We start from the raw sequence: 21160 nt of genomic DNA on the forward strand, positions 1-21160 counted from the left end.
TTAAAACAAGCGTATGTTTTTTCATTGACAGCTTCCCGGCATCCTCATAACCTCGCCAGACTTTCAACGTACCGGGAAAACGGACGTGGGCAGCATCTACCTGATTCGACATGGCCAGGCCTCCTTCGGTGCAGACGACTACGACGTGCTGTCGCCCATCGGTGTGCAACAGGCGCAAGTGCTCGGCAGCCACCTGGCGGAACTGGGCCTGAGCTTTGACCGTTGCGTGTCCGGTGACCTGCGTCGCCAGCAGCATACGGCCACCGCCGCCTTCGAACAGTACAGCGCCCTTGGCCTGCCGGTACCGCCGCTGGAAATCGACAGCGCGTTCAACGAATTCGATGCAGAGGCAATCATTCGCGCCCTGCTCCCGGACTTGCTGCACAGCGAACCCGAAGCCCTGCACATCCTGCGTAACGCCGCGCAAAACCGCGGCGAGTTCCAGCGCATCTTTTCCCTGATTGTCGAACGCTGGCTGGCCGGCACCTACGACCCGCCGGGCCTGGAAAGCTGGCTGGGGTTTGTCGAACGGGTGCAGGGTGGCCTGCAACGCCTGCTCGAAGCCGCCGACAGCAGTGACAAGATCGCCGTGTTCACCTCCGGCGGCACCATCACTGCCCTGCTCCACCTGATTACCCGAATGCCGGCCGCACAGGCCTTCGAACTGAACTGGCAAATTGTTAACACCTCGCTCAACCACCTGAAATTCCGTGGTCGCGAGGTGGCACTGGCTTCCTTCAACAGTCATACCCACTTGCAACTGTTGAAGGCGCCGCAGCTCATCACCTTCCGATGAATTGCGGCCAACCGTGACCCCAAGGTCACTGGACTCACCATAAAAGGATCGAAACCATGACTGACGTAGCTAAAGCCGTAGAAGCAATGAAAGCCAAATTCAACCCAGCCGCTGCCGACGGCCTGGATCTGGTGTTCGGTTTCCGCATCGACGACACCCAGAACTTCTCGCTGGTTGTGAAAAACAACACCTGCGAACTGCTGGAAGGTGAAAACCCGGACGCCCAGGTCACCCTGGTGATGGACGCCGAAACCATGAAAGGCATCGTCAGCGGCGAAACCGACGGCATGCAAGCGTTCATGGGCGGCAAACTGCGCACTGAAGGCGACATGATGCTGGCCATGAAATTGAGCGAGCTGTTCCCGGCCTGATCAGGGTAACCCTGACCAGACCAAGTGAGTTTGTGTGGGAGCCAGGCTTGCCCGCGATAGCATCACCTCGGTGCAACTGATTCACCGAGGCGTCTGCATCGCAGGCAAGCCAGCTCCCACATAAGCCCCACATTTTGATCGTGTTGTTTTCAGGTTTTTGGCTGCAACAACAACGCCACCAACGCACTCCACCCCGTCTGATGCGACGCCCCCAACCCCCGCCCGGTCTCCCCATGAAAATACTCATGGAACAACACCAGGTCGCGGCTCGCCGGGTCGGCCTCCAACTGCGCATATCCCACCATCGACGGCCTTGAACCGTTTTCATCTCGCAGAAACAAGCGCGTCAGCCGTTGACTCAGACCGTCTGCCACCTCCTCCAGCGACGCCAGGTACCCACTCCCCGCCGGGTACTCCACCGAGAAATTGTCGGCGTAGTAGCGATGAAATTCCCGCAGCGACTCAATCAGCATGTAATTGACCGGCATCCACAACGGCCCACGCCAATTGGAGTTGCCGCCGTACAGCCGTGAGTCAGACTCCGCCGGTTCATAGCGGGCGCACAGGGTGTTGCCATTCATCTTCAGCGCCAGCGGTTCCTCGGCAAAGGCTTTGGATAGCGAGCGCACCCCAAACGTGGAGAGAAACTCGGACTCATCCAGCATGCGCCGCAGCAAGTCCTTGGTGCGCTCGCCCCGCAACAGCGCCAGCAACAGGCGATTACCCTGCCCCGGCTCGTTCCAGCGCGATACCAACTTGGCCAGGTCGGGCCGGTGCTTCATAAAGCCCAGCAGACGCTCACGCAGCCCTTCCAGGCCTTCATGCTCGCGCTGCTCCAGCACCAGCACCGCAAACAGCGGCATCAGCCCGACGATGGAACGCAGCCGCACCGGTTCGCTTTCACCGCCGGGACGGTGCAGCACGTCGTAGAAAAACTGGTCCTGTTCATCCCACAGGCCTTCGTCACCGTTGTCCACGCGGTTGATCGCGCCAGCGATGTACAGGAAGTGCTCGAAAAACTTCACCGCGATGTCCACGTACACGACGTTGCGCTTGGCCAACTCCAGGCCGATGCGCATCAGGTCCAACGCATACGCGGCCACCCACGCCGTGCCGTCCGCCTGGTCCAACTGATAACCCGGCGGCAAATCAGCCGAGCGGTCGAACAGCGCAATGTTGTCCAGCCCGAGGAAACCACCCTGGAACAGGTTGCGGCCCTCGGCGTCCTTGCGGTTGACCCACCAGGAAAAATTCAGCAGCAGCTTGTGGAAAATCCGCTCGAGGAAATCCATGTCGCCCACGCCCTTCAGCGCCTTGTCCTGCTGGTACACCCGCCAACTGGCCCAGGCGTGCACCGGCGGGTTGGCATCGTCGAAACGCCACTCGTAGGCCGGCAACTGGCCGTTGGGGTGCATGAAGCGGTCCTTCACCAGCAGCAACAGCTGCTGCTTGGCGTAACCCGGATCGATCAGGGCAAAGGCCACCGCCTGGAAACCCTGGTCCCACGAGGCGTACCACGGGTACTCCCAGGTGTCGGGCATCGAGAGGATGTCGAAATTCGACAGGTGCCGCCAATGGGTATTGCGGATATGCAGGCGCTCGGGCGGCGGTGCGGGCTGGGCCGGGTCGCCGTCGAGCCACTGGTTCACGTCGAAGTAATACAACTGCTTGGACCACAGCAACCCGGCCAGGGCCTGGCGCTGCACGTTGCGCGCGTCTTCATCGGCGATGCCCTGTTGCAGCGCCGCATAGAACTCGTCGGTCTCCTGGCGGCGCTGTTCGAACAGCTTGCGTGCATTGATCCAGGGCGCTTCCGCCGGGGCGAAGCGCAGGTACAGGGTTTTGCTTTCCAGGCCCGCCAGTTCCAGAATGAAACGTGCGGCGACCTTGGTGCCCGAGTCCCGGCGAATCGCGGTTTGCGCCCCCGTGGTCACGTAGTCGTTGATCCCGTCCTTGAACGGCCCCGGCGCGGGTTGCCCATCCAGCTTGGGAAAGTTGGTTTCGTTTTCGCAGAACAGCCATTCCACACCGTCCTGGCCCCAGGCACTCAGGTGGCGATCAACCAACTCATGGTGGCGCGCCACCACCTGCTCGCCCTCCAGGCGCAACTCGGGCTTGGGCGCATCCGCACTCCAGCTCCAGTCGTTGCGCGCCCACAGGTGCGGCAACACCTGCAAGCGCGTGGGCTGGTCGGAACGGTTGTGCACGGTGATGCGCATGAATACATCGTCAGGCTGGTGCTTGGCGTATTCGACGGTGACATCGCAGTAGCGGTTGTCTTCGAAAACCCCGGTGTCGAGGATTTCGTATTCGGCATCCCCCAGGCCACGGCGGGCGTTCTCGGTGATCAGGTCGTCGTAGGGAAAGGCCGCGTGGGGGTATTTGTAGAGCATGCGCATGTAGGCATGGCTCGGCACGCCATCGACGAAAAAGTACAGTTCCTTGACGTCTTCGCCGTGGTTGCCCTCGGCGTTGTTCAGGCCGAACAGGCGCTCCTTGATGATTGCGTCGTGCCCGTTCCACAGCGCCAGGCCCAGGCACCAGCGCTGGGCCTTGTCGCTGAAACCCGCGAGGCCGTCTTCGCCCCAGCGGTAGGCGCGGCTGCGGGCATGTTCGTGGGGGAAGTAGCGCCAGGCGTCGCCGTCGGCGCTGTAGTCTTCGCGCACCGTGCCCCATTGCCGCTCGCTCAGGTAGGGGCCCCAGTCACGCCAGCGCTCGGCGTCGTCCCTGGCCAGGCGCTGGCCTTCAATCGTTTCCAGAATGTTCGTCGCAGGCTGTGCCGTCATCGAGTCTTCCGTCGCGTTCCGAGGTGACGGCCAGTGTAGAGCCCATCGGCGGTGAGATGCACGTGAAGCTAATAACATCCAGCTCATTCATTTGCAGAATGAAGTCCAGAGGATTCTTCGTTTGCAAGGCCGTGGCAGGCCCAACAAAATCAACCCACCGTGCATTTTATCTCTATAGCCGCCAGGAATTTTTCTATGCCCACCGCCCGCCCTGTCAGCCCTGACGACATTCGCAAAGGCTTCTCCAAGGCCATGTCCGACATGTACCGCGATGAAGTGCCGCTGTATGGCGCGCTGATGGAACTGGTGGCCGAGACCAATGCCCGGGTGCTCAACACCGACACCGGGCTGGCTCACCAACTGCAGCGCACCGGGGAAATCCAGCGCCTGGACATGGAGCGCCACGGCGCCATCCGCCTGGGCACCGCTGAAGAACTGGCGACCATCAGCCGCCTGTTTGCGGTGATGGGCATGCAACCGGTGGGCTATTACGACCTCACGCCCGCCGGCGTCCCTGTACATTCCACGGCCTTTCGCGCCGTGCATGAGAGCGCCCTGCAAACCAGTCCGTTCCGGGTGTTCACCTCCCTGCTGCGTCTGGAGCTGATCGAAAACCCGGAACTGCGCGCCTTCGCCCAATCCGCCCTGGCCAAGCGCTCGATCTTCACCCCGCGTGCCCTGGAGCTGATCCAACAAGCGGAAACCGATGGCGGCCTCGACGCCGCTCACGCCGAGGAGTTTATCCAGCAAGCCCTGGAAACCTTCCGCTGGCACCACACCGCCACCGTCACCGCCGCGCAATACCAGCAACTGAGCGACCAGCACCGGCTGATCGCGGACGTGGTGGCGTTCAAGGGCCCGCACATCAACCACCTGACGCCGCGCACCCTGGACATCGACCAGGTGCAGGCCGCGATGCCGGGCAAAGGCATTACCCCCAAGGCCGTGATCGAAGGGCCGCCCCGCCGCCAATGCCCGATCCTGCTGCGCCAGACCAGTTTCAAGGCCCTCGACGAGGCGATTGCCTTTACCGACGCCAAGGGCAGCCACAGCGCACGCTTCGGCGAAATCGAACAACGCGGCGTGGCGCTTACCCCCAAGGGCCGGGCGCTGTACGACCAACTGCTGAATGCGGCGCGGGACGAACTGGGTGCGTTTCCGAATGAGGCCAACGCCGCGCGCTACACCGAATTGATGGAACAACACTTCCAGGCGTTTCCCGACGATCACCGGCAGATGCGCGAACAGGAACTGGCGTACTTCCGCTATTTCGTGACCGAAAAAGGCTTGGCCGCGCAGCACAAGGCCGCCACCCTGGACGCATCGATCGCCGCCGGCCACGTCGACGTAGAGCCCTTGGTGTATGAAGATTTTCTGCCGGTGAGTGCGGCGGGGATTTTCCAGTCGAACCTGGGGGATGCGGCGCAAAGTCACTACGCGGCCAACGCGAACCAGGCCGAGTTTGAAAAAGCCCTGGGCCGCCAGACCATCGACGAGTTGACGTTGTACGGGGAAACCCAGCAGCGCTCGATTGACGAATGCACCCGCGCGCTGCTGGCTTGAAAAAGAGAGTTCGCCCGGCCACAGCGCATTCCATGCGCCGTCTAAGAGCCCCAGTGCCGGGCGAACGATTGGCATGATAGGCAGCGACGGCGTCGCTGTCTTTCAGGCAATTCTGAACAAATCTTCTACTTGGCGGCCGCTTTCTCCAGTTGCTCGACGATCTTGTCTTTGATCAACAGGCGTTTCTTCTTCAGTTTCTCCAACTCCTCATCGCCGCCGCTTGAAGACTCAAGCTCCAGCACCTCCTTGTCGGCGCTGTCGTATTGATGCAGCAGCGAATCCAGGTAGTTGTCGCCCGCCCTGCGCTTTTGAATGTCTTCCTTGGTGAAAGTCAGGTCCTGATACAGGTCGTGTTTCACTGGCATGGAGTACCTCCGCAAGTTGATCATTGACTGAATGCCCTTTGAAGCTAGCCCATCCGACGGGCTCTTGTCATGTTTGAGATCAACCTGTCGCGTTTGAATCCCCGTTCGTCGCTGGGCAGACGATTTCATAAAACCTTTGGCCCACCCTGCCCTCCACTGTAGATCGTCACCCGATGGAGAACAGGTTCCATGAATCACGCTGCCAACGCTGTCGACACCCAGTGCATCAACACTATCCGTACCCTCGCCATGGACGCCGTGCAAAAGGCCAACTCCGGCCACCCCGGCACGCCCATGGGCCTGGCGCCCGTCGGCTACACCCTGTGGAGCCGCTTCCTGCGGTATCACCCCGAGCACCCCGACTGGCCCAACCGCGACCGTTTCGTGTTGTCGGTGGGCCATGCCTCGATGCTGCTGTATTCGCTGTTGCACCTGGCGGGCGTGGTGGAGATTGACGCCCACGGCAAGCGCTCCGGCGAGCCGGCGATCAGCCTGGATGACATCAAGCAGTTCCGGCAGATGAGTTCGAAAACCCCGGGCCACCCCGAGTACCGCATGACCACCGGCGTGGAGACCACCACCGGGCCACTCGGCCAGGGCTGCGCCAACAGCGTCGGCATGGCCATGGCCGAGCGTTGGCTGGCCAAGCGTTTCAACCGTGACGACCAGGTGCTGTTCGACTACAACGTGTACACCCTGTGCGGTGACGGTGACATGATGGAAGGCATCAGCAGCGAGGCCGCGTCCATGGCCGGGCACTTGAAGCTGGATAACCTGTGCTGGATCTACGACAACAACACCATCAGCATCGAAGGCCACACCGAACTGGCCTTCAGCGAGGACGTGATCAAGCGCTTCCAGGCCTATGGCTGGCACACGTTGCACGTTACCGACGCCAATGACCTGACGGCCCTGAGCGAGGCCCTGAGCACCTTCCAGAAAAACACCGGCGCTCCGACCCTGATCGTGGTCGACAGCGTGATCGGCTACGGCTCGCCCCACAAACACAACACCGCTTCGGCCCACGGCGAACCCTTGGGCGAAGAAGAAATCCGCCTGACCAAAGCCGCCTACGGCTGGCCCGAAGACTCAAGCTTCCTGGTGCCGGACGAAGCGCGCACGGTCCTGCGGGATGCGCTGCTTGCGCGCAGCAAGCCGCTGTATGAGCAATGGACACACACCCTGTCCCACCTGGAACAGTACGAGCCGGAACTGGCTGATGAGCTGCGGCGCATGCGCGCCGGCGAAATGCCCGAGCATTGGCAGGACCAACTGCCGAGCTTTGCCGCAGATGCCAAGGGCGTTGCCAGCCGCGCCGCCGGTGGTGAGGTGTTGAATGCGTTTGCCCAGCAGATCCCGTGGCTGCTGGGGGGCTCGGCAGACCTGTCGCCCTCCACCAAGACCAACCTGACCTTCGATAGCGCCGGGCGTTTCAGCGCCGAGAACTACGGCGGGCGCAACCTGCACTTCGGAATTCGCGAGCATGCCATGGGCGCGATTGCCAACGGCATGGCGCTGTCGTACCTGCGGCCCTACACCTCGACCTTCCTGGTGTTCAGCGACTACATGAAACCGCCGATTCGCCTCGCAGCGATCATGGAACTGCCCGTGGTATTCGTGTTTACCCATGACTCGATTGGCGTCGGCGAAGACGGCCCTACGCACCAGCCCATCGAACATCTGACCCAGCTGCGCGCCACACCGGGCTTGCTGACCCTGCGCCCGGGGGACGCGAATGAAACCCTGGAAGCCTGGAAGATCGCCCTGGCCCAGACCCATCGGCCGACGTGCGTGGTGCTGTCACGGCAAAACCTGCCGACCCTGGACCGCACGCAATACGCCGCCGCCTCGGGCACGTCCCGTGGTGCCTATGTGCTGGCCGGCGCCGAGAAGCCCCAGGTGATCCTGATCGCCACCGGCAGTGAGGTCAGCCTGGCCGTAGACGCCTATGAGCAGCTGAAATCCGAGGGCGTGGCGGCGCAGGTGGTGTCGATGCCGAGCTGGGAGTTGTTCGAAGAACAGGACCAGGCCTACCGCGACAGCGTACTGCCGCCCACGGTGAAAGCCCGGTTGGTGGTGGAACAGGCAGGCCCACTGGGCTGGGATCGCTACGTGGGGCAGACCGGGGCGAAAGTGGTGATGAACAGCTTTGGCGCCTCGGCTCCGCTGTCCAAGTTGCAGGCCAAGTTCGGCTTTACCCTGGAGAACGTGGTGAAACTGGCGAAAGAGCAAGTCAAGCTCAACGCCACTGGCTAGGCACAGGCACGAGGCGATGAAGGATAAGTAGAGGGAAGCGTGCAAGTTCTGGATAATGGCCCCCGCGTGATCACACGCCCAGCCAACGATACGGAAATCTTGCTCGATGAAATTGCTGCCCCTTCTCGCCTCAGCCTTGCTGCTTCCGTCCATTGCCCATGCAGGCGATGCCGCACTGGACGACACCCTCAAGGCCTTCAGCCGGTGTGACGCCAGCTTCTTTTCCAGCCTCAAGGCCCACAGCGATGCCTGGAAAGCCTACGCACCGCTGAAGCAAGATAAGGATGCCGCGTGGATTCCGGTGGCCAACCGCAGCAGCCGTTCCGGCAACACGGTGGCCCTGCGCGACCTGCCCCCCGTCGCCGGAATGAAGTTGCTGTCCTATTTCGACGAGAGCACCAACCTGGGCAACGCCGGCTACTACTTCTACTGGGGCTTCATGGTGGATGGCAGCCCGGATGACGTTGCCAAACGCCTCAGCCCGCTGCTGGAAAAACCCGCCCTCCTGAAGAAAATCGACACCGCTTACGTGCGCAGCGAACTGCGGTTTCGCGACAACTGGCTGAGCATCGAGCCGATGCCCGGCGTCGCTCCCGGCAAGTCGCGTGTGGAGCGCGTACTGCTGCTGGAACCGGAAGGCGCACAAACCCGCCTGAGCTGCTCGGTGCAAGGTGCCGTCGACGCCGCGCTGCTGGTGCAATTGCGCCCGGACATACCGCCGGCCGAGTACCCGCAAACGCGCCTGGAGACAGCCATTGGCGATGTCCCCGTGCCCCAGGAACTGGTGAAGAAACTCGACTCGCCCCTGCTTGCGCCGAAGTTCAAATCGTTGACCTACACCTACACGACCCAACCGGTCGGAGCCCGCAAGCGCAACCCGGTCACCGTTACGTACAAGGCCGAGGGTGGCCTTCTGAACAAAACCGAAAAATACGGCAGCTTCGAGGTGGAACGGTTGACCAAGGCCGACCTTATCCAGCTGAAAGCAAAAATGGTCGGTCTCGGCGATGACAGCGTGTTGCAAACCAGCGAACTTGAATTCAAGGCGCCACAAAGCTGGAACCCGGGCCAGACGCTCAGTGCACGCCTGCTCATGAAACACGTGCCGGCCAAGGCCGACGACGAGCCCTCCCGGACCCAACTGGAATGCACAGTGGGCGAGCGCATACCCGCACGCAACGTATTCGCCTCGCTGCCGGGTGACGCCATCAAGCTTGCGTGTGTGCAGGGCGAAAACCGCACATCCCAGGCCTTTATCGAAGACCTGGGCCTCGCCGTCACGCTGGAGTCGGGGTCCGGCGCCGATCATGACGTGTACGAAATCACCGCCCTGGAGGTGGTGCGCTGATCACTTGCCGCCGGTGACATCCAGGAACGTTCCCGTGATGAAGGACGCCTCGGCGCCGGCCAGCCACAGGATCGCCCGCGCCACTTCTTCGGGCTGACCGCCCCGGCCCATGGGGATCGAATCCTTCACGCGGTCAACCCGCCCCGGCTCCCCGCCGCTGGCGTGAATATCGGTGTAGATATGCCCGGGACGAATACAGTTGACGCGTATTCCCTCCCGGGCGACTTCCTTGGCAAACCCGATGGTAAAGGTCTCAAGCGCACCCTTCGACGCCGCGTAGTCGACGTATTCATTGGGGCTGCCGAGCCTGGCCGAGGCCGACGAGAGATTGATCACCGACCCGCCCCGGCCGTTGTGACGAAACGACATGCGCTTCACCGCTTGCTGGGCACACAGCATCGGACCGATCGCGTTGACCGCAAAAATCCGCTGCATCCGTTCGAACGCCAGGTCCTCTACCCGGGACTGCAAGGCGTTGATCCCGGCGTTGTTGACCAGCACATCGATGCGGCCAAATTCCCGGTCGATCGCGGCAAACAGTTGAATGACCTGCTCCGGGTCAGCGCTGTCGGCGCGCACCGCCAACCCACGGCGCCCGACCGCTTCGACATCCGCCACCACCGCGAGGGCGGCGGGCTCATCGGAAACGAAGCTGATCGCCACGTCATAACCTTGTGCGGCAGCCAGCCGCGCGGTGGCGGCGCCAACGCCACGACTTCCACCCGTGATCAGAATCAGCGGTGCCTGCGGGACGGTATCCATTGAGCGAACCTCATGTGGTGGTGGGAAATGCTTTACCGGGTGTCAGCCGATCAGGAGGGTGCCGGTGGCGATCACCACGCACGCCAGCACCTTTCGAACCGTCAATGTCTCGCCCAGGAAGAAATAGCCAATCAGCGCCGCGAACAACACGCTGGTCTCGCGCAGTGCCGACACTGCGCCCATGGGTGCACCGGCCATGGCGTAGATGATGATCCCGTAGGCCAGGAGCGACACCAGCCCGCCGGCAAACGCGGTGAAGAAGCCAGGCCGCAGGCTGAACAGACTCTTCGGCCCGCGCAGGCCGATATACACCGCCGGCATCAGCACGCCCCACAAGGCGCACATCCACACCGTATAGGCCATCGGGGCGCCGGACAGGCGCGCACCGATGCCGTCGGTCACGCTGTAGGCGGCAATGAAACAGCCGGTGCCCAAGGCGTATGGCAGGCTTGGGACAGCCAGCCGGCGCCCCCTGAACGCCAGGGAAATGATCCCGCCCGACACCAGGGCAATGCCCAGCAGCGCACCGGCCGACACGCTCTCCCCGGCAAACACCGCCGCGCCAAGGGTGATCAGCACCGGCGAGGAGCCGCGGGAAATCGGGTAGGTCTGCCCCAGGTCGCCCACCTTGTAGCTGCGCACCAGGAACAGGTTGTAGCCAACGTGCAGCACCGCTGACAGCACCACATAAAACCAGCTGGCGGGTGCCGGTGGCTGCAGGAACACCGCGACGGCGACACTGGCGATGGCCACCGCCAGGCACATGACCGTCATCGACCAGAGCCGGTCGGCGCCGCCACGCAGCAACGCGTTCCAACTGGCATGCAGTAAGGCGGCGAAGAGAACCAGGAGAATGATGTGATAAGGCATGCACCCATCCTAAGCAACCGGGCGCGTTAACTGAAACGAAGTCTCCTCATTGAAGAATGAGTAAATCCTCATGCTTCATTCGTAAGCCAGCCCGGCGCTCGTGGCCTCCTGCATCAGCCATTCACGGAAACTGACGATATGCGGCCGGGATTCAAGGCCTTTGGGGCACACAAAATAATAGGCAACCGGGGACGGGAACGGCACATCGAACAGCTTGACCAAGCGCCCATCGCTCAGCTCGGATTCCACATGCCCGCTGCGCGCCAACGCAATGCCCTGGCCGAGCAAGGCGGCCTCGATCGTCATGTTGGTATCAGCAAACCGGACGCTCTCCTTGAGCGGCGAAATGCCCAGCCCGACGTGCTGGAACCAGACTTCCCATTTGGGCACCAGGTCGGCGCCGTCTCGCGTCAGCAAGGGATAGCGCAGCAATTCGGCAGGCGTGCGCGGCCTGCCAAAACGGCTCAACAGGTCAGGGCTCGCCACCGGAAAAATCTGCTCCCGGAACAGGAACTCCGAGTACAGGGCCGGGTAGTTGCCGTTGCCGAAGCGGATCGCAACGTCTGCCTCTGTACTTGAGAAGTTGATGGCTTTGTCACTGGAGTCCAGCGTGACCAGGATTTCCGGATGCCGCTGGGCCAGGCTCGGCAACCGTGGCAGCAGCCATTTCAGCGCGAAGGAATAAGTGGTGCTGACCTTGAGCCGCACCCGGCCCTTTTGCTCGCGCAGGTCCGCCAGTGTGGCCTCGAGGTTCATGAAGAACTCACGAACGATCGGCGCAAGGGCCGCCCCGGCAGGTGTCAGGCTGAGTGACTTGCCCCGCTGGAACAGCTGCAACCCCCAGAGTTCTTCGAGGTGCTTGAGTTGATGGCTGACGGCACTTTGGGTGACATGCAGCTCTTCCGAGGCCGAGGTGAAGGTGGCGTGCCGTGTCGCAACCTCAAAGGCGCGCAATGTCGAGGTGGGTGGCAGGTCTCTCATGGCAGCGCTTCTCGGGGGCAGTCACCCGCCCTTTATGAATGGAAACTCATGATAAGGCATTCCGGCCGCGCCTCGAAAGCGGCCCGCTTATTCACACGCCACGCACACCTGCTGAAACCACGCCGAAAAGTTCGGCCAGCGCTCATTCGTCGGGCCATTGTGCGACCAGTACCGAACCTGCCCCAGGTGTGACACGCAGAAGTAGTCGCCATTGTCTTCAATGAACGGCAGCCAGTCCTTTGGAACGCCCATTTGGTTCCAGGCGGTCTGGGCGATTTCGAACAAGTCGAGATGGCTCGTGCCCGGCAGGATCACCGCCGGTTCAAACGTCGCATTGGCAACATTGCTGCCACCCTTGAGAAACTCGATGTAGGCGGCCGGAAACGGGAAGTTCAGGTTGCTGGCGGCCTTCTCGATTTCGGCATCGGTTGGAATACGGAACGGGTCGGAAATCATCGATAAAGTCCCTGGCTCGACGAATGGGAGCGTGCTGAATACCACAGTTGCCCTGGCAACACACCCTCAACGCAGCTGGAACCGCGCCGTGTTGTCGCTCAATGCCCGGCTGCCCTTGCTCAACATGTCCGCCGCCTGATTCACCGCTCGCGCGCCGTCGAGCAAGCGCCCGGCGGCCTGGTCAACCTGCTGGATATTGCCGCTGACTTCGTCCGCCGTCGCTGCCTGCTCCTCCACCGCCGTGGCGATCTGCGCCAGGGTGTCGGTGACGCTCTGCACGGCGCTGGCAATCTCGCCCAGCCGATGGCCAAGGCCGGTGACCGACTCGGCATCGGTCACCGCTTGTTCACAGGCCGCGCCCATCAGCGTGACCGCCTGGCTCACCGTCGAGCGCAAGCTGTCTACCGTCCCGGCGATCTGCGCCGTGGACGCCTGGGTGCGCTGTGACAGGCTGCGCACTTCATCCGCCACCACTGCAAAACCCCGACCCTGTTCGCCGGCCCGCGCCGCTTCAATGGCAGCGTTCAGCGCCAGCAGGTTGGTCTGCTCGGCGATGCCGCGAATGGTGTCGACCACCGACTGAATCTGCTGCCCCTGCTGGCTGACGCGCTCCAGTGCGTCGGAGGTGTCGGTCAACCGCTGGTTGAGCTGTTGAATGCTGGCGGTGGTGCGCTGGCTGTCGCGGCTGCTGTCCTCGGCGATCTGTCGGGTTTTCTGCGCGCTGCCGGACGCCTGCTCGCAGCTTTTGGCGACGCCCATGGAGGTGGCCGCCAACTGCGTGGCGGCCGCCGCGATCTGGCTGATTTGCTGTTGCTGGTCTTCCACTTCGGTCAGTGTGCTGCCCGATTGCGAGTTGAGGGTCAGCACCGCCGAGCCGAGCTGCTGCGTCTCGTGGTTCACCCCCAGCAAGCTGGTGCGCAACTGCACCACCGCCACGTTGAGCGCGGTACTGATCGCGGCCAGTTCGTCGCGGCCTTCCACCGCTACCTCGACGCACAGATTGCCGTCGCGCAGGGACTCGGCCAGGGTGGTGATGCCACTGGCGCTGCGGCGGATCGAGGCCTGCAAGCACACGAACAGGTACAACGCCGCCAACGCCAGCACGCTGAACGTCACCGCCACCGGGATGAACTGTTTGAGGGAGCGGTCGCGGTAGTAACCCAGGCGCGCATCCAGCGAGGTCAACGACTGCTTGCGCAGCGCGCCCAGGGTGCCGAGCATGCCATCCACACTGCGTTCGAAGGCGGTGGTGTCGAGCTTGATGGTGCCGCCAAACACGCCTTCATCCAGGGCTTTGAGCTCGTTGTCCAGCTGTTGCAAGCTGTCGTCGTATTGCGCGATCCAGGGTTGCAGCCCCGGGTATTGCTTGGCCTTGAGGGAGGCGGCGGCCTTGACCAACTGGTCCCGGGCATCACCGATGCGCCCGCGCAGGTCGCGCATCTGCAAACGGCTTTGCAGGGTGAACTGCCCCGAGGCGATGGACGACTGGCCGACGCTGGCCATCCGCCCGATGCGCTCGATCAGGTCGGGCGTCTGCTGGGTGGAGATCTGCATCAGCAAGTAGGTTTCAAGCCACGGATCGAGGATCAGGCCCGCGTCCATGGTGATCTGCTCGCGCAAGGCTTGCATGGCGCTCAGCGCCGACGTGAAGCGGTCGTAGCCATCCGGCCACCAGCCGACGGTACGCAGGGCCTGGGAGTCCATGCCCGTGACCGAGGCCTGCAACGCGTCGAAGCGCGCGAGGGTGTCGGCGCTGGCGCTCTGGGCTTTCAGGGCCTCGCCCAGGGCCTGCACGCTCTGCTGGATCAGCGGGAAGTTGGTGTCGACCGCGGTCATTGCGGCTTTGGCGGCGGGTGTCTGGTCGTGGAGGATGTCGGCGGCTTTCCAGCGCGCCGCCAGGTTGCGCTGGGCGGTCAGCTGGGCGTCCAGGGTATCCAGGGCCAGCAGTTCGCGCACGCCCGATTGCTCATTGGAAATCACCGTCAGTTGGGTGCGGTACTCCTGGGCGATCATCCACAAGCTGCCGGCCAGGGGCAGCATGAACAGGAAAAACAGGATCTGGAACTTGCGCGCGAATCCGAAACGTCCGAGCAGGCGGATACCTGGCGACAAAACACTTTGCATGTCCGACTACTCCTAGAACCACTCGCCTCAGCAGCGAATCAAGCTTTGAAATGACTGACGGCAAAATGCCATGTCATTGATTAAGCTGGCTCAAGCAAGAAACGGACCGCCGCAGGAAGGCCGCAGATTAGGCGGGGCGTCGTTGAACAATCTGCGGGGCGTGCGCGAAAATGGGGCAAAAGCACTCAGCGCCGGTGGCAGAACGGTAACCCTCTGTGGCGAGGGAGCAAGCTCCCTCGCCACAGGGTTAGTGTTGCTGAATAGGTGGGGGAGTCAGATTACTGGCTGACAAACGCCAACACCCGCTCCAGCATCCGGTCACAGGCCTCAAGTTGCGCGACGCTGATGAATTCATCGGGCTTGTGCCCCTGGTCCATGCTGCCAGGCCCGCACACCACGGTGGGAATGCCCGCCTGGTCAAACAGCCCGCCTTCGCTGCCGAACGCCACGGTGCCGAACGCCTTCGAGCCGCAGAAGTCGGCAACCCATTCAGCCGCCTGGCTCTCCACCGACGTCGACAACCCCGGGTAGCTCGACAGCTCGCTGAAGTGGATCGCGCACTGCTCACTGACTGCCTGCATCGCCGGTAATAACCTGTGCTCGGCGTAGCCGCGCAATTGGTCCGCGACGTGCCAGGGATCCTGCGCCGGCAGCGAGCGCACTTCAAAGTCGAAGCTGCAGTTTTGCGGGACAATATTGAGTGCCTTGCCGCCGGCGATCATGCCGGTTTGCACGGTGGAGAAAGGTGGATCAAAACTCACATTATGGTGATGCGGCGCCTTGAGTTCTTCACCCAGCCGGCCCAGCTCGACGATCAACCGCGCGGCGTATTCGATGGCGTTCACCCCCGACGGTGCATACGCCGAATGGCACGCCGCGCCATGCACTTCGCAACGCATCGCCAGCTTGCCCTTGTGGCCCAGCACCGGCTTGAGTTCGGTGGGTTCGCCGATCACGCACAGCAACGGCTTGACCGGTTTGGCGTGGAACGCTTCGATCAGCGAGCGCACACCCAGGCAGCCCACCTCTTCATCGTAAGACAGCGCGATATGCACCGGCATGCGCAGCGGTGCCTGCACCAACGCCGGGACGCTGGCCAGCACACAGGCGATATAGCCTTTCATGTCGGCAGTGCCACGACCGTACAACTTGCCGTCCTTTTCGGTCAGCTCGAACGGTGCAACGCCCCAGCGCTGACCATCCACGGGCACCACGTCGGTGTGGCCGGACAGCACGATGCCCGGCACCTCCGCCGGGCCGATGGTCGCCAGCAGGTTGGCTTTGCTTTTTTGCTCGTTGAACAACAGCTCGCAGTTCACACCATGGTGCTGCAAGTAATTGCGTACGAAGTCGATCAGCGCCAGGTTCGATTCACGGCTGGTGGTGTCGAAGCTGACCAGTTGCGCCAGCAGGTCGCGGCTCTGGTTCATCGGTCATCTCCCGGCACCGCGTAACCCGGGGCAAACTGGGGGTTGATGGCGCGGTCGATGTAGTCCTGCATTTGCCCGCGATAGGCCTGCCAGAGTTGCTCGAGTTCGCCGATCGGGTCTGCGTCGGCCCAATCCACCCGCAGGTTGACGATGGGCCACAGGTGATCACCGACCACCACCAGCGCGGCAGAGTGCACCGGCCCCGCCTCCCCTCCTCCCGTCACACCCGCCTGCATCGCAGCGAGCAGTCGGTCGGCGAGGTGCCCTGGAGTGTCTTCGAAGGCGCGCACCATGGCTTCGATCACCCCGGTATTGGCCAGCATGTTCCCGGCCGCCACGCATTGTTCACCGCTGACCGCGTGGTGAATGCCCAGGGTCTGCGCGCCGCTGAAGTGCGCGGTTCTGCCCGTGCTATCAATGGCCGTCACCTGGCGATATTCGCTGTGGCTTTGCGGGGTGAGCACGGCCGCCAGCGCGTCATTCGGTGCCATGCCCTCGGCCAACAGGTCCAGGGTGTGCGGGCCGAGTGCCGGCAACGTGATGTTCTGCGACGCCACCGCGCCCACACCCGGGCGTAGCCACGGGCAACGGGCACCCACGGCAATACTCGACGAGCTGATAGCGATACCCAGCTGCCCGGTTTCGGCACAGCGGGCGACAACCGAAAAGGTCATGGGAATTCCTGTCTCTAAAGGATCAAATCAGTCGAGCAGCGACGGGTCGGCGTCGATCATCAGCTGCTTCATTTCTTCAAAATGCCGTTGCGAGAAATCCGTGATGCCTTCCCAGCCGCGCGCCGTTTTTTCGGCCACTTCGTCAGACAGTACCCGCAGTGGTTGGCCAGTGGACCATGCCGTGACGAGGATCTGGCAAGCGCGCTCCAGAGTCCAGATATCGTCGAAGGCCTCACCGATGGACGTGGCCGTGACCATTACCCCATGGTTGCCCATCAACAAGCGACTCTTGCCGCCCAGCAACCCGGCGAGGCGCTCGCCTTCGGCCTCGGTGTCGGCCATGCCGCCGTACAGCTCGTCCACCGCCACGCGATTGAAATAGCGAGCGGTGTTCTGGTCAATCGCAGGGATATGCGGCTCGGCCAGGCAGGCAACCGCCGTGGTGTACACCGGGTGCAAGTGAAGCACGGCGCGGGTGTGTGGCAACAACCGGTGAATCTGCCCGTGGATCGACCAGGCGGTGGCGTCCACGTCGGGATGGTCGGCGCCCGAGGCGTCGTCGGCGTTCAGCAGCAACAAGTCACTGGCGCGGATACGCGAGAAATGCTTCCACTTCGGGTTGAGCAAAAACTGCTTGCCGTCGGCGGATACCGCCGCGCTGAAATGGTTGGCTACCGCTTCATGCATGCCCAGGTGCGCAACGATGCGAAAGGTTGCCGCCAGGTCGATGCGGGTTTGCTCTTCGTGTGATAACGCCATGTAGCTTTCTCCGCAGGGCAATTGGATGGCGAGGGGTTTATTGTGGCGAGCTCCCTCGCCACAACAAGCTCGGTCGCCACAGGTTCCGTGCGTACCGTTAAGTGAGCACGCTTGTGATCAGGACTTCGGCATCAGCTCGGCGATGTCGGCCTCGGTAGGTGCCTGGAAGTTGTATTTCTTGAGCAAGGCAGCGTATTCAGGGGTGGCACTGAACTTCTTGATGCCTTCGATCAACGCGTTCTTGACCTCGTCATTGCCCTTCTTCACGCCGAAGCCGTTCAGCACCGGGTAGATCAAGGTGTCGGAAGAAATCACCACGCGGCCACCGAGTTTTTCCACCGCGCCACGGGCCACGGCGGCGTCGGTGATCTGTGCTTCAACCGCATGGGCCAGCAAGGCCTGGGTGGTTTGCGGGTCGGTGCTGTACTCACTGATCGCGATCGGCTTCAGGCCTTTCTTCACACAGTACTCATCCGACAGTTTGTGCATCTGCGCCAGCCAGGACGTGGCGCCCATGGAGCCGATCTTGTGGCCGCAGAATTCTTCCGGGGTCTTGGGCTGGAAGTCGCTGCCCTTGAGGGTCAGGATCGATTCACCGCTCTTGAGGTAGGGAATCATGTCGATGACTTTCACCCGCTCGGCGGTGATGTACATGGACGAGTTGGTCACGTCGAACCGCCCTGCCTGCAAGCCCGTAATCAGGTTGGGGAAGCGCGTGTCGAGGGTCTCGACGGTGCGGCCCATGGTCTTGGCCAGGCCGTCCATGAACTCAATGTCAAAGCCTGCGGGCTTGTTGTTGTCCATGTATTCATAGGGAAAGAAGGTCACGTCGGAACCGGCGACAATTTTCCCGTCTTTCTGGAAAGCCGACGCCGCCAACGACGTCATTGCAACCGCAGCGCCCAGCAGGCACACGGCAATTGGGCGAGCAATCATCTGAAACGCTGTCATGGTAATACCCTGCAAGGTGAGAAGGAGGTTAGGCAGTGACTGAATCCTGGCCAGCCTGTTGCACAAAGAAAGAGGCGCCACGGGGCTTCTGCGGCAAGCGCAGGTGGTTTTCCGTGGAACGCACCAGGCCACTTTCTGCACCGGCCACCATCAGGCCGGCGTGCGCGCTGGGCAGCGGGTTTTCGCCGAATGGCAGCGCGTCCTCAGCGGCGTAGACGCTGATGAACAGGGTGCGCGGCAGTTCGGTCTCGTTAGGGCTTGAAGCATGCAAAAGACGGGTGTGCATGAAGCACACGGAACCGGCCGGTCCGTAACAGGCCACCGGGCTCTGGCACAGGTCGTCGACTACGGTGTCGTCCACCGAACCGGTGAAACGCTGGTTGTGCCAGTGGGACCACAGCGGGCCTTTGTGGCTGCCGGGGATCACATTCAACGGGCCATTTTGTGGCGTGACTTCGCTGACCATCAGCAAGGCCGTGACGATGTCGTCGTTGCTGTGAGGCGTGAACAGGAAGTCCTGGTGCCACTTCACCTGGGTGGCGGTGTGGGGCAGTTTCGAGTTGATCTTGCTGTGATGAAAACGCGTGCCGCCGCCCCCGATCAATTGCGCGGAAATCGCTGCCATCCGCGATTGCAATGCCACGCGCTGGTACGCCGGCGAAATCTCGGTGGGCGAGCTCACCCGCCGCAGCGAGGGATGGTCCGGGCGATGGTCGCCTTCCAGGTCGAACCGCGCACGGCCATCCACCGTTTCCCCCCAGCCTTGGTCGTGGCTGCGGCTGTCTTCTACCCACTGGTCGAAGTCGTGTTGCAATGCAGCGACTTCTTCAGCCGACAACACGTCTTGCACCACCAGAAAGCCGTCCCGGTGGAACTGTTCAATTTGCGCTTGCTCGATCATGGTGCTGCTCTCTTGTCGCTCGAACGTTAAGGGGGGTCACGCCAGCGAGACGTCCTTGAGGAACGCCTCCACACGTGGGTTCTCGCCGCTGCGCAACGCGTGCGGCGTGTCATCGCAGACCACCCGGCCCTTCTCCATGAACACGATCCGGTCGGAGACCTTGAACGCGAAATTCATCTCATGGGTGACGATCACCATGGTGATGCCCTCCTGGGCCAGGGCTTCGATGACTTGCAGGACTTCGTTGACTTTTTCCGGGTCGAGGGCCGAGGTGGGCTCGTCAAACAGCATGATTTGCGGGCGCATCATCAGGGCGCGGGCAATGGCCACGCGCTGCTGTTGGCCACCGGACAACTGGTGCGGATATTTCCAGGCGTGGTCGAGCATGCCGACCTTGTGCAGCAGCGCGTAGGCCTGTTGCTTCAGCTCTTCGACGCGCCCTAGGCGGTGGTACTTCGGCGCCATCAGCAGGTTGTCGAGCACGCTCAAATGCGGGAACAGGTTGAAGCTCTGGAACACCATGCCGATGTTCAGGCGATGCTCGGCGTGCTCCACGTACTGCGGCTTTTGCGCGCCGACCTTGTCCAGGTGAATGAACGGCTGGCCGTTGATTCTGATCTCGCCGTTATCCAGTTGCTCAAGGCCATTGAGCAGGCGAATCAGGGTGGTTTTGCCGGAGCCCGAAGGCCCGATCACCGACACCACTTCACCGGGCTGAATCTGCAGGTTGACCGAGCCCAACACCTCCACATCGTTGTAGGCCTTGTGCAGCCGGAAAGCCTGGAGTGCCGGGCCTTCGGTGCTGACCGGGCGCTGCAGGGCGACACGCTGTTGGGTCGCCAGTGCCAGCACTTCTGCATCGGGCACCCGGGAAACGTTGCGCTGGTTGACGTCGAGAAAACGCTCCAGGCGCTTGAGCAGGAAGTCGAACACCGTGACGATGAATACGTAGAAAAACGCCACCGCCGCCATCGTCTCGATCACCAGGAAGTTCTGCGAATACAGGCGCTGGCCGACCATCAGAATCTCGGTCAGCGAGATCACCGACACCAATGACGTGAGCTTGACGATGGAGATGTATTCGTTGGCCAGCGACGGCAGCGCCACCCGCAATGCCTGCGGAATCACCACCCGCCACTGGATCCCGAAAAACTTCAGCCCCAGTGCCCGCGCAGCCTCGCCCTGCCCTTTGGGAATCGACAGCAGGCCGCCCCGGTGAATCTCCGCCACATAGGCGGTTTCGCAGATCACCAGGGCCAGCAGGCCGGCCCAGAACGGGTCCGCCAGGATCACCGAAGTGGCGGGAATCGCTTGCGGCAGGTTGTAGATGAAGATCAGCAGCACCAGCAGCGGCAGGCTGCGGAACAACCAGATGTAGCCCCGCGCCGGCAGGCTGATCAGCGCATGTCTGGATTGCTTGGCCAGGGCCAGCAGGAAGCCCAGCGCGATGCTCAACACCCAGGTCAACGAACTGAGTTGGATGACCGTCCATGTCGCCCGCCAGAACTCGGCATCGGCCAGCAAACCAAACATGTAATTCCAGTTGAAAGTCATCGTCACTGCGCTCGACAAAAAATGAAAATGCCCACCGAATGCTCAACGTGAAGGTCGAACCCTGATCTGCACCGATGGATTGAGAGTCGTGGGAGGAGGCACTTTGGGTCAATTCGTAAAAGCCGGCCTATTGGGTAGGGAGAACCTACGCAGCGTCACCGTTCCCTGGGTGACGACGGGGCTGCTGAAACAGCCTGTCTCGTATTGGTGCGG

Annotated in this window: 18 protein-coding genes; 5 read left to right on the forward strand and 13 right to left on the reverse strand. The window is 62.3% G+C overall.

Annotation, left to right across the window (positions count from 1 at the left end):
- The first annotated feature begins 85 nt into the window (after nucleotides 1-85).
- Nucleotides 86-796, forward strand: a complete 711-nt coding sequence (locus HKK54_RS30500) for a histidine phosphatase family protein (protein WP_169388891.1) — start codon at nucleotides 86-88, stop codon at nucleotides 794-796.
- A 56-nt stretch (nucleotides 797-852) separates the two neighbouring features.
- Nucleotides 853-1167, forward strand: coding sequence for an SCP2 sterol-binding domain-containing protein (locus HKK54_RS30505; protein ID WP_010210990.1), 315 nt, complete (start codon nucleotides 853-855; stop codon nucleotides 1165-1167).
- A 149-nt stretch (nucleotides 1168-1316) separates the two neighbouring features.
- Here the strand turns inward: HKK54_RS30505 and HKK54_RS30510 are convergent, their stop codons facing one another.
- Nucleotides 1317-3953: an MGH1-like glycoside hydrolase domain-containing protein gene (locus HKK54_RS30510; RefSeq protein ID WP_169388892.1), complete on the reverse strand. Its 2637-nt coding sequence runs from the start codon at nucleotides 3951-3953 to the stop codon at nucleotides 1317-1319.
- A 195-nt stretch (nucleotides 3954-4148) separates the two neighbouring features.
- Between HKK54_RS30510 and hglS the strand changes: the two genes are divergently transcribed.
- On the forward strand, nucleotides 4149-5516 hold the full coding sequence (gene hglS / locus HKK54_RS30515) for a 2-oxoadipate dioxygenase/decarboxylase HglS (protein ID WP_169388893.1): 1368 nt from the start codon (nucleotides 4149-4151) through the stop codon (nucleotides 5514-5516).
- A 125-nt stretch (nucleotides 5517-5641) separates the two neighbouring features.
- Here hglS and HKK54_RS30520 read toward each other — a convergent pair whose 3' ends face one another.
- Nucleotides 5642-5881, reverse strand: coding sequence for a DUF465 domain-containing protein (locus HKK54_RS30520; RefSeq protein ID WP_010172053.1), 240 nt, complete (start codon nucleotides 5879-5881; stop codon nucleotides 5642-5644).
- A 189-nt stretch (nucleotides 5882-6070) separates the two neighbouring features.
- Here HKK54_RS30520 and tkt point away from each other — a divergent pair, with 189 nt between their 5' ends.
- Together tkt and HKK54_RS30530 are read left to right on the forward strand one after the other, a co-directional pair.
- Nucleotides 6071-8137: a transketolase gene (tkt, locus tag HKK54_RS30525; protein ID WP_169388894.1), complete on the forward strand. Its 2067-nt coding sequence runs from the start codon at nucleotides 6071-6073 to the stop codon at nucleotides 8135-8137.
- A 106-nt stretch (nucleotides 8138-8243) separates the two neighbouring features.
- The gene (locus tag HKK54_RS30530; protein ID WP_010172057.1) at nucleotides 8244-9485 is read left to right on the forward strand and encodes a hypothetical protein; all 1242 of its coding nucleotides are present in this window, start codon (nucleotides 8244-8246) and stop codon (nucleotides 9483-9485) included.
- Here HKK54_RS30530 and HKK54_RS30535 read toward each other — a convergent pair whose 3' ends face one another.
- The 11 genes from HKK54_RS30535 to HKK54_RS30585 all read right to left on the reverse strand — a co-directional run bounded on the left by HKK54_RS30535 (nucleotide 9486) and on the right by HKK54_RS30585 (nucleotide 20947).
- The gene (locus HKK54_RS30535; protein WP_169388895.1) at nucleotides 9486-10247 is read right to left on the reverse strand and encodes an SDR family oxidoreductase; all 762 of its coding nucleotides are present in this window, start codon (nucleotides 10245-10247) and stop codon (nucleotides 9486-9488) included.
- Between the two features lie 42 nt (nucleotides 10248-10289).
- On the reverse strand, nucleotides 10290-11117 hold the full coding sequence (locus tag HKK54_RS30540; protein ID WP_010172061.1) for a DMT family transporter: 828 nt from the start codon (nucleotides 11115-11117) through the stop codon (nucleotides 10290-10292).
- 75 nt (nucleotides 11118-11192) lie between these two features.
- Nucleotides 11193-12098, reverse strand: coding sequence for a transcriptional regulator GcvA (gene gcvA, locus HKK54_RS30545; RefSeq protein WP_010172063.1), 906 nt, complete (start codon nucleotides 12096-12098; stop codon nucleotides 11193-11195).
- 87 nt (nucleotides 12099-12185) lie between these two features.
- Nucleotides 12186-12554, reverse strand: coding sequence for an SMI1/KNR4 family protein (locus HKK54_RS30550; protein WP_010172065.1), 369 nt, complete (start codon nucleotides 12552-12554; stop codon nucleotides 12186-12188).
- A gap of 66 nt (nucleotides 12555-12620) precedes the next feature.
- On the reverse strand, nucleotides 12621-14678 hold the full coding sequence (locus tag HKK54_RS30555) for a methyl-accepting chemotaxis protein (protein ID WP_169388896.1): 2058 nt from the start codon (nucleotides 14676-14678) through the stop codon (nucleotides 12621-12623).
- Nucleotides 14679-14956: 278 nt separating this feature from the next.
- Entirely contained in the window at nucleotides 14957-16108 is a 1152-nt protein-coding gene (argE, locus tag HKK54_RS30560; RefSeq protein WP_169388897.1) for an acetylornithine deacetylase, read from the reverse strand.
- A complete protein-coding gene (locus HKK54_RS30565; protein WP_169388898.1) occupies nucleotides 16105-16782 on the reverse strand; it encodes a DUF1028 domain-containing protein in 678 nt (225 codons plus the stop codon). Before HKK54_RS30565 ends, argE begins: the two co-directional genes overlap by 4 nt.
- Before the next feature lie 27 nt (nucleotides 16783-16809).
- On the reverse strand, nucleotides 16810-17541 hold the full coding sequence (locus HKK54_RS30570; protein WP_169388899.1) for a class II aldolase and adducin N-terminal domain-containing protein: 732 nt from the start codon (nucleotides 17539-17541) through the stop codon (nucleotides 16810-16812).
- 117 nt (nucleotides 17542-17658) lie between these two features.
- The gene (locus HKK54_RS30575) at nucleotides 17659-18492 is read right to left on the reverse strand and encodes an ABC transporter substrate-binding protein (protein ID WP_169388900.1); all 834 of its coding nucleotides are present in this window, start codon (nucleotides 18490-18492) and stop codon (nucleotides 17659-17661) included.
- Between the two features lie 28 nt (nucleotides 18493-18520).
- Nucleotides 18521-19393 carry a phytanoyl-CoA dioxygenase family protein gene (locus tag HKK54_RS30580; protein WP_169388901.1) on the reverse strand — a complete coding sequence of 291 codons (873 nt, stop codon included), beginning with the start codon at nucleotides 19391-19393 and terminating at the stop codon, nucleotides 18521-18523.
- Nucleotides 19394-19429: 36 nt separating this feature from the next.
- Nucleotides 19430-20947, reverse strand: a complete 1518-nt coding sequence (locus HKK54_RS30585) for an amino acid ABC transporter permease/ATP-binding protein (RefSeq protein ID WP_169388902.1) — start codon at nucleotides 20945-20947, stop codon at nucleotides 19430-19432.
- Nucleotides 20948-21160: the final 213 nt, after the last annotated feature.

The sequence above is a fragment of the Pseudomonas sp. ADAK13 genome (assembly GCF_012935715.1).
Classification (GTDB): domain Bacteria; phylum Pseudomonadota; class Gammaproteobacteria; order Pseudomonadales; family Pseudomonadaceae; genus Aquipseudomonas.